Origin of the sequence: Amycolatopsis plumensis (genome assembly GCF_042652605.1) — a bacterium.
GTDB lineage: Bacteria > Actinomycetota > Actinomycetes > Mycobacteriales > Pseudonocardiaceae > Amycolatopsis > Amycolatopsis plumensis.
Window position 1 is genome coordinate 1,512,946 of the sequence record NZ_JBHSJY010000001.1, and the last position, 13,242, is coordinate 1,526,187.

At 73.2% G+C, this 13,242-nt stretch carries 10 protein-coding genes; 5 read left to right on the plus strand and 5 right to left on the minus strand.

What is annotated here, in order from left to right:
- Positions 1-74: 74 nt before the first annotated feature.
- Positions 75-908 carry a Bax inhibitor-1/YccA family protein gene (locus ACFPLC_RS06820; RefSeq protein WP_191317093.1) on the minus strand — a complete coding sequence of 278 codons (834 nt, stop codon included), beginning with the start codon at positions 906-908 and terminating at the stop codon, positions 75-77.
- Between the two features lie 316 nt (positions 909-1,224).
- Here ACFPLC_RS06820 and ACFPLC_RS06825 point away from each other — a divergent pair, with 316 nt between their 5' ends.
- The 4 genes from ACFPLC_RS06825 (at position 1,225) to ACFPLC_RS06840 (ending at position 6,875) form a co-directional block, all read left to right on the plus strand.
- Complete coding sequence (locus ACFPLC_RS06825; protein WP_378195418.1) at positions 1,225-2,697, plus strand: MSCRAMM family protein; 1,473 nt, start codon at positions 1,225-1,227, stop codon at positions 2,695-2,697.
- A 4-nt stretch (positions 2,698-2,701) separates the two neighbouring features.
- A complete protein-coding gene (locus tag ACFPLC_RS06830; protein ID WP_378195415.1) occupies positions 2,702-3,517 on the plus strand; it encodes a class F sortase in 816 nt (271 codons plus the stop codon).
- 103 nt (positions 3,518-3,620) lie between these two features.
- Complete coding sequence (locus ACFPLC_RS06835) at positions 3,621-5,615, plus strand: SDR family oxidoreductase (RefSeq protein WP_378195412.1); 1,995 nt, start codon at positions 3,621-3,623, stop codon at positions 5,613-5,615.
- A 105-nt stretch (positions 5,616-5,720) separates the two neighbouring features.
- The gene (locus ACFPLC_RS06840) at positions 5,721-6,875 is read left to right on the plus strand and encodes a coiled-coil domain-containing protein (protein ID WP_378195409.1); all 1,155 of its coding nucleotides are present in this window, start codon (positions 5,721-5,723) and stop codon (positions 6,873-6,875) included.
- Positions 6,876-7,236: 361 nt separating this feature from the next.
- On the opposite strand, the gene ACFPLC_RS06845 is transcribed toward ACFPLC_RS06840, so the two are convergent.
- The 4 genes from ACFPLC_RS06845 to ACFPLC_RS06860 are packed head-to-tail and all read right to left on the minus strand — an operon-like array spanning position 7,237 to position 9,754.
- Entirely contained in the window at positions 7,237-8,562 is a 1,326-nt protein-coding gene (locus ACFPLC_RS06845; protein ID WP_378195406.1) for an amidase, read from the minus strand.
- A gap of 46 nt (positions 8,563-8,608) precedes the next feature.
- Positions 8,609-9,211: a helix-turn-helix transcriptional regulator gene (locus tag ACFPLC_RS06850; RefSeq protein WP_091317867.1), complete on the minus strand. Its 603-nt coding sequence runs from the start codon at positions 9,209-9,211 to the stop codon at positions 8,609-8,611.
- A gap of 46 nt (positions 9,212-9,257) precedes the next feature.
- A complete protein-coding gene (locus ACFPLC_RS06855) occupies positions 9,258-9,503 on the minus strand; it encodes a WXG100 family type VII secretion target (RefSeq protein WP_191316073.1) in 246 nt (81 codons plus the stop codon).
- Complete coding sequence (locus tag ACFPLC_RS06860; RefSeq protein WP_191316074.1) at positions 9,500-9,754, minus strand: WXG100 family type VII secretion target; 255 nt, start codon at positions 9,752-9,754, stop codon at positions 9,500-9,502. The genes ACFPLC_RS06855 and ACFPLC_RS06860 overlap by 4 nt, the downstream gene beginning before the upstream one ends.
- Before the next feature lie 79 nt (positions 9,755-9,833).
- Between ACFPLC_RS06860 and ACFPLC_RS06865 the strand changes: the two genes are divergently transcribed.
- Entirely contained in the window at positions 9,834-13,175 is a 3,342-nt protein-coding gene (locus ACFPLC_RS06865; protein ID WP_465251637.1) for a BTAD domain-containing putative transcriptional regulator, read from the plus strand.
- Positions 13,176-13,242 lie beyond the last annotated feature (67 nt).

Consider the following 13,242-nt stretch of genomic DNA (forward strand, 5'->3'; position numbering starts at 1 on the left):
AAATGCACGAATTACCCACAGAAAAGGCGCCCCGCCGGTTACGGAGCGCCTTCACTGCGGAACGGTGAGCCAGGTTACTCGCGGAAGTACGAGAGCAACCGGAGGATCTCGAGGTACAGCCAGACCAGCGTCGTCATCAGGCCGAACGCGGTGTACCAGGCCCACTTCGACGGCATGCCTTCGCGGATCATCCGGTCCGCCTGGTCGAAGTCGAGCAGGAAGCTGAACGCCGCGATGCCGATGCAGACGAGGCTGAACACGATGGCCAGCGGACCGCCGTCGCGCAGCGGGTTGAAGCCGAACACGAGCGAGCTGATCAGGTTGAACAGCATCAGGATCGCGACACCGACGACGGCGCCGACGATCCACTTGGTCAGCTTCGGCGTCACCTTGACCGCGCCGGTCTTGTAAACCACCAGCATGCCGATGAACACCCCGGCGGTGCCGATGATCGCCTGCAGCGCGATGCCGGGGTAGATCGCCTCGAACACGCCGCTCAGCGCGCCGAGGAACAGGCCTTCGGCCGCCGAGTACGTCAGCGTCAGGGCGCCGCTCGGCTTCTGGCGGAAGATGATGACCAGCGAGATGACGAGGCCGACGAGCAGGCCGACGAGCATCGCGCCGAGGAGCGCGCCGGAGATCCGGCCGGTCTCCGTGATCTGGACCTGGGCCCAGATCCCGGTGACCACCCCGACGAGCAGCGCGACGCCGAGGGACATGCCCGTCTTGACGACGACGTCGTCGACGGTCATCGGGCGGTCGCCCTCGCCGGCGGTGGCCCGGCCCGGGTCGTACCCGGGCACGCCGCCCTGGGGTTGGTTGAAGCCCACCGGGGGCCCGTACTGCCCGTAAGTCTGGGTTCCGCCGCCGGGCAGGTTGCGGAACGCCGGGTTGCTACTGGAACGCACCTGATCCTCCTGGATCTGCTGCTTCTTGGATCATCGCTGCATCGGGTTCAACGACCGCCGCGGGCACGCGGTTCCCGTCGAGTAAAGACGACTTTACTCGACGGCGGCCCGCCTGCCTCGGACGACACGGTCTGCGACGGACGTCACGACCGTTCGGCGACAGCCACCCGAAGAGCGGTACACACATTCCTTCCTTGACGCAACGCTCACTTCGCGTGCTCGAATCTTCACCGAACGCGCGTCGGGGACTTGATCAGTCGTGTGACCTGCAGAGACGGCGGGCAATGCCGTGCGTCGAACGAAGGAGCATTGACACATGGGGTGGTCACCACGCCCGCGCGCGGGTCTTCGCGCGCTCACCGGTCTCGTCGCCGCGGCCCTGCTCGGCACGCTCTCCGCCACCGCCGGCGCACCCGCCGCCTCGGCCGCGGTCCAGGAGGGCATCGGGGCCCACGTCGGGGGCCAGGACAACCGCCCGGATAAAACGGTCTGGCTGGGCTCGTACGTCGTCGGCGGACAGCAGGTGTTCTGCGTGAGCTTCATGCTCAAGGCACCGAACACCGACGAGCAGTACAAGCCCGGCGACGAGCTGCTCACGAAGTGGGGCACGAAGCTGCCCGCCGAGGACGCCGCGAACATTTCGTACCTGCTGCTGCGCTACGGCGACACCAAGGACCAGAACGAGGCGATCGCGCTCGCGCACCTCCTGCACTCGTGGACCGCGGCGCCGCGGTCCCCGGCCGACAAAAACGCGGACCTGCCCGCCGACAAGATCGCCTACGACGCGGATGGGCACCTCCAGTACATGCAAGACCCCGACAACCACCTGGAGGCCGCGGCCGCCGCCGTCGCGCGGCTGAAGGCGGACGCCGAAGCCAACCGCGGGCCGTGGACCGCTTCGGTGACCACGCCGAAGGGCGACCAGCACCTCGGCGAAGCGGCCGAGTGGACCGCCACGGTGAAGAACGCCCAAGGCAAGGGCGTCCCGGACGTCCAGGTGAAGCTGACGGCGACCGACGCCACCCTCGGCGACAGCAAGGCGGACAGCGCCGCGGGCAACGCGAGCCCGCAGGCCGCCGCGAAGGACGTCACGCTCAAGACGGACGCCGACGGCACCGTGCGCGTGAAGCTGACGCCGACCGGCGAGCAGCCGAAGCTGGTCGCCTCGCTGACCGCTCCGGCCGACCGACCCTACGTCCGGCTGCCGGTCGACACCGGGACACAGCGCGTGGTCTCCACCGGCGGCGAGAAGGAGCTGACCGCGCAGGGCGTGGTCAACGTCGCCAAGCCGGGCACGGTCCAGGTGACCAAGACCGACGCGAACACCGGCGCGGGCGTCGGCGGGGCCGTCCTGCGGATCACCGGCAAGGACAAGACGTCGGCGGCGCTCGGCCAGGACGGCAAGCCGCTCACCGGGGCCGACGGCAAGCCCGCGGTCGTCACCACCGACGGCAAGACCGGCGGCGTGACGGTCGAAAACCTCCGCGCCCCGCAGGAGATCTGCGTCGTCGAAGCGAGCCCGCCGCCGGGCTACACGAACGCCTTCGACCCGCAGAATCCGCCGTCGGCGTGCGGCACGGTGAAACCGGGCGAGACGCTGGCGCTGACCGTGACGAACAAGCCGAACGAGGTCCCGCGCGCGATCCCGGCCGGCGACCAGCCGGTCGCGCGGGCGCAGGGCGTCGTCGAGACGAGCTACTCGGTGCCGGGTCTGGCCGGGTTCGGCCTGCTCGTGCTGCTGGCGGCCGGCCTGATCGGCTTCGCCGCGCGACGGGCGTCGCGGCGGTAACGGCGTGGCGGAGCACGGCGGCGACTGGCGGGGCGAGGACTGGTTCGTCGAAGAATGGCACCGGGGCATCGGCTGGGCGGCCGCCGACGACGAGCCGCCCGGCGGGTCCCCGGAGCCGCGCGCGCCGAAATCCGGCCGGGGCCGGCTGCTCACCGGCTTCGCGCTCGGCGCGGCGACGGTGCTCGCGGTGCAGTTCGGCCCCACCGTCCTCGCCGCGCCGCGAGCCGCCGTCGTGACCGGCACGGCGCTGCCCGCCGCGGGTGCCGCCGGAGCCGCGGCCCCGGTGCCGTCCCCATCCCCGACGGCCACCGCCTCCCCGGCTCCGGCCGCGCCGGCCGCGCAGACGCCGTCGTCGGCCGCGCCACCGGCGCCCCCGCCGCCGCAGCCGCGGGGCACCGTCCGGCTGCCCGGCGGCGGCACGGCGACGCTGGTGCGCAAGGACCTCGGCCCGGGTGGCGAGCTGCCGGTGCCCACCGACCTGCGGCAGGCGACGTGGTGGGGCGCGTCACTCGAGGCGGCCGGCGGGGCGAGCGTGTTCGCCGGCCACGTGAACTGGCGGGGTGCGACCGGGCCGTTCGCCGAGCTGTGGACGGCCAGGATCGGCACCGAAGTGACCATTGTGGACAGCGCGGGAAAGACCTGGCGGTACCGGATATCGCAGCTGGTCACGGTGCACAAGAGCGACCTGCCCGCCCGCGCCGACACCCTGTTCGGCCCGTCCGGCCCGCACCGCGTGGTGCTGGTGACGTGCGGCGGCCGCTGGGTCGGCGGCTCGGACGGCTACGAGGAGAACCGCGTCGTCATCGCGGACCCCGCCTAAGTTACTGGTGGGTAACATCACGTTTCGGAACGGTGGTCGCGGGCCAGGGGCATGCAGCAGAATGCCCAGGGTCAGGGCTACGGGAGCGAGAGGTGTGAAGACGATGGCGACGTTCTTGGTGACCGGGGCGACCGGACTGATCGGCCGTCACTTCACCCGGCTGCTGCTCTCCCGCCCCGACGACGACCGCGTCGCCCTCGTGGTGCGCGCCTCCTCGCGGGCCAAGCTGGCCGCGCTGGTCGACCAGTGGCCGCACTCCGACCGCGTCACCCTCGTCACCGGCGACCTGGGCGAGCCGCTGCTCGGAGTGTCCGAAGCGGACCGCGAGCAGCTGCGCGGGCACGTCGACCACATCGTCCACCTCGCCGCGCTCTACGACCTCACCGCCGACGACGAAGCCAGCATCAAGGCCAATGTGGACGGCACGCGGGCCGTCGTCGACCTCGCCGCGGACCTGCGCGCGGGCTGCCTGCACCACGTGTCGTCGGTGGCGGTCGCGGGCGACCACGAAGGCGTGTTCACCGAGGAGATGTTCGACGCCGGGCAGCGGCTCGTCACGCCGTACCACCGGACCAAGTTCGAGGCCGAGAAGATCGTCCGCGAGCAGGACCGGGTGCCGTGGCGGGTGTACCGGCCGGCCGTCGTCGTCGGGCACTCCGAGACCGGCGAGATGGACAAGATCGACGGCCCGTACTACCTCTTCCCCGCGATCAACCGGCTCGCCGGGCTGCCCGACGTGCTGCCGGTCGTCGGCCCCGACCTCGGCGACACCAACATCGTGCCGGTCGACTACGTCGCCGAGGCGCTGCTGGAGCTGGTGGTCAAGCCGGGGCTCGACGGCCACGCCTTCCACCTGGTCAACCCCGAGCCGCAGCCGGTCGTCTCGGTGTACAACGCCTTCGCGCGGGCCGCCGGCGCGCCGACGATCACCGTGCAGCTGCCCGAAGGGCTCTCGAAGCGGATCGTCGGGCTGGTCAAGCTGACCGAGCACATCCCGGGCGTCACCATCGCGCGCGACGCCGTCATGGAGCGCTTCGGCATCCCGCCGGTGCTGCTGGACACGATGGCCTTCCCGTCGGTGTTCTCCTCGGCCGAGACGCGCAAGGCGCTGGCCGGCACCGTCGACGTCCCGCGGCTGGAGGAGTACGCGCCGACGCTGTGGCGCTACTGGCGCGAGCACCTCGACCCGTTCCGCGCCCGCAAGCACGGCCCGCGCGGCGAGCTCGACGGCCGCCGCGTGATCATCACCGGCGCGTCCTCGGGCATCGGGCGGGCGACGGCGCTCAAGGTCGCCGCGGCAGGCGGTGTCCCGCTGCTCGTCGCGCGCCGCCAGCACGAGCTGGAAGAGGTCCGCGACGAGATCGTCGCCGCCGGCGGCACCGCGTCGGTGTACCCGGCCGATCTGACCGACGAGGACTCGGTGCGCAAGGCCGTCGACGCGATGCTGGCCGAGCACGGCCGGATCGACATGCTGGTGAACAACGCCGGCCGGTCGATCCGCCGCTCGATCAAGCTGTCGTACGACCGGATGCACGACTACGAGCGCGCGATGGCCATCAACTACTTCGGCGCGGTGCGCTTGATCCTCGCGGTGCTGCCGCACATGTCGGAGCGCAAGTTCGGGCACATCGTGAACGTCTCCTCGATCGGCGTCCAGGGCATCGCGCCGCGCTTCTCGGCGTACGCGGCGTCGAAGGCGGCGCTGGACTACTTCTCGCGCATCGCGGCCACCGAGACGCACGGCGACGGGATCACGTTCACCACCATCCACATGCCGCTGGTGCGCACGCCGATGATCCGGCCGACGAAGATCTACGACGCGTTCCCGACGAAGTCGCCGGAGCAGGCCGCGGACATGGTGATGAAGGCGCTCGTCGAGCGGCCCAAGCACATCGGCACCCCGGCGGGGCAGGCGATCGGGCTGGCCTACACGCTCACGCCGGGCCTCACCGACGCGATCGCGTACCAGGGTTTCCGGATCTTCCCGGATTCGGCCGCGGCGGGCGGTTCGGGCGAACTCAAGATCGGACGTGGCGAGAAACACCTCTCGCGCGCGGCGATGGCGCTGGCCCGGCTTTCGCGCGGCTTCCACTGGTGACGCAGCGTTTCCGGGGTGAGGCCATTCCGGCGACACGGCGACACGTGTCAGTGATTCGTTAAGCCGGAAGGCGGAGGCGGCGGGTGCCCGGGTACGGTCGGGCCCATGGTTCCTGAGCGCGACCCCGCCGCAACCGCCCTCAACGGCCTCCTCCCCCTCCGTCGTGAGTACACCCAGGCCTGGCACGGCTTCGACCGCAACGAGGTGCGGCAGTACCTCGACCACGTCGAAGCCCAGCTGCGCCGGGTGCTCAGCGAACGCGACGCCGCCGCCGCGCAGGCCGCCGCCGCGACCCGCGAGGTCGAAACGGTGCGGCAGCAGGTCGCGGCGCTCGAGGCGCGCGTCGAGGAGCTGAAGAAGCCGCCGGAGCGGCTCGAGGACCTCGACGAGCGGATGCAGCGCACGGTGACGCTCGCGCAGGCGCGCGCGGACGAGATCATCAAGCGCGCCGAGGTGGCCGCGGAGAAGACGTGGGCGTCCTCGACCGAAGCGTCGACGAAGCTGCGCGAGCGGTACACGAAGCTGGTCGCCGAGCTGGACAAGCAGGCCGACCTGCTGCACTCCGAGCACGAGAGCGCGCTGGCGGAGACGCGCGCCGAGGTCCAGCGGCTGACGATCGAGGCGGCCCAGCGGCGCGAGCTGCTGGACAACGAGGCCGAGCGGAAGCGCCGGAAGCTCGAGCGCGAGTTCGAGGCCTCCCAGGCGGCGCAGAAGGCGGCACTGGAGAAGCACATCGCGGACCAGCGCACGGCGAGCAAGAACCAGGCGGAGCGCCGCATCGCCGAGGCGACGGCGGAGGCGAAGCGGCGGCTCGACGAGGCGACGGCGGAAGCCAAGCGGCGCCTGGACGAGGCGACCACCCAGGCGGCCCAGCGCACCACGGCGGCGAACCGGAAGGTCGAGCGGCTGGCGGAGATCCGCGAGCAGGCACGCAAGAGCCTGGCGCTGGCGGAGGACATCCTCAACCGGAGCGAGACACAGCTGGCGGCGCTGCCGGAGGAGGCGGTGATCCCGCAGGCGTCGAAGCTGGTCGGTGGCGACGCGGAGTCGGCGACCACGCCGGCGGCGCCGGTCGTGCCGGTGGTGCAGCCGTCGATCCCGAAGGCGGCAGCGCCCAAGCCGGCGCCGAAGCCCGCCCCGGCCCCGAAGCCGGCCCCCCAGGCGGCCAAGCCGGCGAACTCGAACGGCCCGGCGACGAAGCCGGCGAACGGCAACGGTTCGAAGCCGCTTTCCCCGACCGGGAGCAAGCCGGGCAACTGAGCCACGCGAACACCTGTGAAGGCCGCGTTGCGGGACTCCTGGGTCCCCCGGCGCGGCCTTCATCGCGTGAGCAGCCCCAGCCGAGCGCGCGGTGCGAAGCCCGCAACCCGCGCGCGTGGAGGGGCCCCCCGGTTTTTACGTTACCGGCAGGCACCGACAGTTTCCGGCGCCCGCTGCCAGCGGCACTCAAGCGCCCCAAGGCGGCCTTGGGTGCGTTGAATGACGCGGCGGCGCGAAGCTCCTCCGTTGAGGGTGGCGGTGAGGGCATGGGAGGAGCACCGAAGGCCGCCTTGGGTGCGTCTCACGCACCGAAGGCCACATTGGGTGCGTCTGGCGCACCGAAGGCCGCCTTGGGGCGCTGTCAGTTGCGCGCTGTCCGGGGCCAAGGGTTGGCCGCCTCCAGCTGGGCCGCCAAGCCCAGCAGGAGCGACTCGCCGCCCGGACGGGCCACCAGCTGCACCGACGCCGGCAGGCCCGACACCGCCGACCTACCCATCGGGACCGTGATCGCCGGGTAGCCCGCGAAGTTCCACTGGCCCGTGAAGCCCGCCAAGCGCGTCGACGGCAGCACGTTCGCCAGCCACCCACGCTCGTGCCAGCGGCCCGCCTTCACCGGCCAGTGCGACAGCGTCGGCGTCAGCAGCACCTCGTGCGAGGCGAAGAACTCCTCCGCCCGGGCGACCCACCGGTCACGCGTCCGCGAGCGGATCAGGCCCGCCCGCTCGACCAGGCGGCCCGCGCGGACGTGCGCCCGGGTTCGGCGCTGCAGCCGCGAGACGTCGAAGTCGCGGGCCTGGGCCGCCGGGCCCGCCAGCCAGCGGGCCGTCATGCCGAGAACCATCGTCGCCGGGTAGCGCGGTGCGGCCGGCTCGATCGCGTGCCCCGCCGCCGCCAGGTGGCCTGCCGCCGTCGAGACCGCCGCCACCAGTTCGCGAGGGACCGGGGTGTGCAGCACCGGCACCGTCGTCGACATGCCGATGCGGACCGGAGACGGCGAAGACACCGACGCCAGCTCAGGCGAACCCGCCAGCACCGACACCAGCAGTGCCGTGTCGGCGACCGTCGTGGCCAGGGGGCCGTGCACCGACATGCCGAACCAGCCGCCCTCCGCCAGCAGGTCCGCGCCCGGCTTCAAGCCCACCAGGCCGCACATCGCCGCCGGGAGGCGAACCGAACCCATGCCGTCCGAACCGTGGGCCAGCGGGACCAGGCCGGCCGCCACCGCCGCCGCGCTGCCGCCCGACGAGCCGCCCGCGGCGTACATCGGGTTCCAGGGGTTGCGGGCGATGCCGTCCGGGGTGTCGCTCATCGGCCAGATGCACAGCTCCGGCACCCGCGTCAGCCCGACGACCACCGCGCCCGCCGCGCGCAGCCGCGCCACGATCACGCCGTCCGCGTCCACCCGCGAGGACGACCCCGCCAGCGAACCGTGCGACGCGTACTCGCCGGTCATTTCCGTGACGTCCTTGACCGCGACGGGCACCCCGGCCAGCGGCAGCGACGCGAGATCCGGCCGCGCGGCGACCTCCGCGACTTCCTTCACCGCCTCCTCGGCGCGCACCCGGCGGAAGGCACCGACGACGCCGTCCGCCGCGGCGATCCGCTCGAGGGCCTCTTCGGTGACCTGCACCGGATCGAGCCGGCCGGCCCGGACGGAGGCCGCGATCTCCACTGCCGTGAGCACCATGATCGGACCCTAGCCCCGAAAAGGTGACAGCAGCAAAGAAAACGTCTCAGATTGCGCCCGCTCGCAGCGCGTAGGCGACGGCGTGGGCGCGGTTGTTCAGGCCGCAGCGAGTCATGAGCCCGTAGAGGACGTTCTTCACGGTCCGCTCCGAGTAGCACAGCTTCGCCGCGATCTCCTCGGTGCCGAATCCCTCGGCGACCAGCCGCAGCACGTCGCACTCGCGGGCCGCGAGCCCGGACAGCGTGAGCCCGTTCGGCTCCAGGACGTCCTTGCGCATCCGCTGCACCTGCGCGAGCAGCGCGCCCTGCAGCCGCGGCGGCAGGTTGGCGGTGCCGTCACCCGCGGCGAGCACCGCCGTCACCAGCTCGGCCCCGCCCGTCTCCCGGCGCGGCAGGATCGCCACCACGCCGCACTCCAGCGCCGCCATCAGGTCGCTTTCGCGGAAGTGCTCGACGACCAGCACGACGTGCGACGCCTTGGCCGCCCGGATCTCGCCCAGGACGGCCTCGGTGACGTGGTCCTCCATCACCAGCAGCACGTCCGGCACGAGGTCGGTCAGCCGGACGTCGGGATGGTTGTCCAGCAGGCTCACCGCGCCGGCGTGCGTGATCGGGTCCGAGGCGAGGACGCTCACTTCGACGGGCTTCATGGGGGCAGTGTGGACCGCGTGTCTTCACGCCTTCCCTATTCCGTCTTCACGCCCGTGAAGACAGCTCCCCGAACGCCGCCCGGGCCCGCTCCAGGCACCCCGGCATCCGCCCGGCCGCGCGGGTCCAGTCGCGCTGGGCGCGCCGGTACGCCTCCCGCGCCTCCGGGGTCCAGCCGGCCAGCTCCGGCTCGACCCGGGCCTCCAGGTCGGCCAGCAGTTCGCCGAGCTCGCCGGTGATCGCGCCCATCCGGTCCAGCACCAGATCGGCGAAGCTGAAGTCGAGCCGCGTCACGGCAGGCGCGGCCGCGGCATCGGGCCGCCGGTCGCCTCCAGCAGCTCGGCCAGCCGCGACAGGATCACGTCGAACTCCTGCTCCCAGTCGCTCATCGCCTGCCCGAACCGCACCGACGCCTCACCGCGCCAGGACGCCTGCACCATCGCCATCTCGCTGTTGACGTCGCGGAGGCGGGACCGGGCCCCGTCGAGGGCGGCCGCGAAGCAGGCGGCGGCCTGCTGCATGTCTTCGGTCGGCGCTGTCGCCATTCGGGGGCTCCTCTCCGGCTCCCCGAGCGTGGCGCACGCTCCGGCCGCCGCGGAACCCCGCCCGGGGGCCGTTGCCCGAATGTCCGCCATCCTTGCCTGCCGGTTCACGGCGTCCGCGTATGCTCACGGCAGGCATCCGGCGCGTGACGATTCGTTCACGCACGAAGGGAGACCGATGTCGGCCGCGGACGGCTCCGCACCGAGACTCCAGCTGCTGGGCCCCATGAAAGCCTGGCAGGGCGACACAGAGCTGGACCTCGGCTCCGCCCACCGCCGCACGGTCCTCGCCGCGCTGGCGATGCACCCGGACCGCACGGTTTCGCGCGAGGAGCTGATCGACGCCGTCTGGGGCGAGACACCGCCGCAGAGCGCGCAGGGCTCCATCTACACCTACATCTCCGGCCTGCGGCGCGCGCTCGAACCCGGCCGGGCCAAGGGCGAGGGCCCGCAGCTGCTCGCCTCGATCGGCTCCGGCTATTCGCTGCGCCTGCCCGCCGAGGCGATCGACGTCCACCGGTTCGAAGCCCTGCGCGAGCAGGCCCAACGCCGGCACGCGGCCGGTGACCTCCGCGGGGCTCGCGAGGCCTTCGACGAAGCTTTGGCGCTCTGGCACGGCGTCCCGCTGTCCGGCCTGCCCGGGCCGTTCGCCGCCGCCCAGCGCGCCCGGCTCACCGAGCTGCGGCTGGCGACCATCGAGCGGCGCGCCGAAGTCGTGCTGGAGTCGGGCGGGCACACCGAACTCGTCGCCGAACTGACCGCCCTGACCCGCGAACACCCGTTCCGCGAAACGTTGCGCGGGCTGCTCATGCGCGCCCTGGTCCGCGCCGGGCGGCGGACCGAAGCGATCGCGGTCTACGCCGACGTCCGCGACCGGCTCGTCGAGTCCTCGGGCACCGAACCGGGCCCGGCCCTGCGGCGGCTGCACGACGAGCTGCTGGAGACGCCCGCCCCGGCGCCGGAGCCGGCGCCGGTGGCGGCCGTATCGCGGATGCCGGCCGCGTCGCTGCCGGAACGGGCGGAAATCTTCGTCGGCCGGGAGGCGGAGCTCGACCGGCTGCACGAAGCCGTCGTCGAGCTCGGCGCCGGGGCCGGGCGGTCGGTGTGGCTGGAAGGCGAGCCGGGCAGCGGCCGGACCGCGCTGCTCGCCGAGGTCCTCGCCGCGGCGCAGGATTTCTACCCGGCCTTCGCCGCCGCGGACGCGCTGGACCAGCGGTTCGCGCTGCGGCCGCTGCTCGACGCCCTCGGCGTGCACCCGCGCGCCACCGACCCGCGCCGGGCCGCACTGGCCGCGCGGCTCGCCGGGCACCCCGGCGAAGACCCCGTGGACGACGTCCTCGGGCTGGTCCGCGAGCTGTGCGCCGAAGCCCCGCTCGTGCTCGTGCTCGACGACCTGCAGTGGGCCGACGACACGACCCTGCGCGTCTGGCGCTACCTGAGCCGGGAGACGCGGCAGCTGCCGCTGCTGCTCGTCGGCGCCTGCCGTCCGGTGCCCCGGCCCGCCGCGCTGGACGACCTGCTTGACAACGATGACATCGCCGTCCTGAGGCTGCCGCCGCTCACCGAGGAGGCCACGCACGAGCTGGCCACCGAGCTGGCCGGCGCGCCACCCGGGCCCGGCTTGCAGCGGCTCGTGTCCTACGCGGCCGGCAATCCGCGGTACGTCCGGGAAATCGTCGAGACGCTGCTCGAACAGTCGATGATCGTGCTCGACGGCGTCCACGCGCACCTGGACGGCAACTCGTGCCAGACGATCCCGCCGCCGCTGGGCTCGCGGACCACGGCGTACCTGAGCTTCCTCTCCAGCGGAACCCGCGACACGCTGCGCTGGGCCGCGCTGCTGGGCCACGAGTTCTCGCCGGCGGACATCGCCGTCGCCACCGAGCGGCCGCCGACGGCGCTGGTCGGCGCGGTCGACGAGGCGATCACGTCCGGCGTGCTCGTCGAATCGGGCGACCGGCTGGCGTTCCGGCACCCGCTGGTGCGCCGCGTGCTCTACGAAAAGACGCCGGCCGCGATGCGGGTCGCGCTGCACCGGCAGCTGGCCGAGGCCTTCGCCGCCGCGGGCGCGCCCGCCGAACGCGTCGCCGAGCAGCTCGCCGCCGCGCCCGCGCAGGTGGACCCGTGGGTCACCGGGTGGCTGCTGGAGCACATCGGGACGGTCGCCACCGAGACCCCGCGGGTCGCGGTCGACCTGCTGCGCCACGCCGTCACCCAGGGCACGCTGCCACCGGACGCGCGGGAGACGCTGACCGCGACCCTGGCCCGGCTGCTGTTCTGGCTCGGCCGGGAACCCGAGGCGGAGGCGCGCTCGGTCGTCGCGCGGACGTCCGACAGCAGGCGCGCGGCCGAGATGCGCTGGATCCTGGCCTACGTCTACTACCGCCGCGGCGACTTCTCCGAGGCGACCGCCGAGCTGAAGCGGACGCTCGACGACACCGACGTCCCGGAGATGTGGCGCGGGCGGCACGAGGCGCTGCTGGCCACGCTGGAGAAACTGGGCGAAGCGACGGCGCTGGCCCCGGCCGGGCTGCACCCCCTGGACGACGCGGCACTGGCCGTGCCGAACCTCGACAGCCTCGACGACGCCGCCGAGCCGCTCGACGCCGCCCGCCGGATCGCCGCGACCCGTGCGGTGCCGGGCGAGATGCACCTGGCCGGCGCGGTGCACTACTACTGGCTGGGCCGCTGGCCGGCGGCACTGGCCGAGCTGGACGCGGTGATCCGCGACGGTGCCGAGACGGCGTCCTACGTCCTGCGCAGCCCGGGATCGGCCCTGCTGGTCCACGGGGTCGGCGCGCTGATCGCCGGGCACCGCGGCGAACCGGGCCAGGTCAGGACGCACCTGGACGCCGCCGACCGCAGGCAGTGGCCACCGGGCCTGGAGCCCGACGGCGGCGACTTCCTGCTCGCCGCCCGGGCACTGCTGGCCGAGCAGGAGGGCCGTCCCGAGGCGGCGCTGACGGCGTTGCTGCCGCTGCTGGAGGACCACTACCCGCCGGCGGCGCGCTACCAGTGGCTCCCCGACCTGATCCGGCTCGCGCTGCTGCTCGGCGACCGGCCGCGGGTGCGGGAGGCCGTGCGCCTGCTCGAGCCCGAGGGAGAGGTCCCGCCCGCGCACGCGGCGGCGGCCGCGCACTGCCGCGGCCTGGCCGCCGGCGACCCCCGGCCGGTGCTGACGGCGGCGGGGCACTACCGCGCGGCCGGCCGGCTGCTGAAGCAGGCGAAGGCGACCGAGGACGCGGCGATCCTGCTGGCGGAGTCGGGCGAGCTGGCGGAGGCACGCACGGCGTTCCGCGGCGCACTGACGGCGTACACGGAGATGGGCGCGGCGTGGGACGTGCGGCGCGCGGAGGCCCGGATGGGCCCGTTCGGCATCCGGCGCGCCCCCGCAGCCCGATCCCGGGCGGCCGCCGAAAGCTGACCCCGTCCCGGCACCGGTCGTGAGTGGTAAGGCGGGTTCTAACCCGCCTTACCACTCACGACCGGCT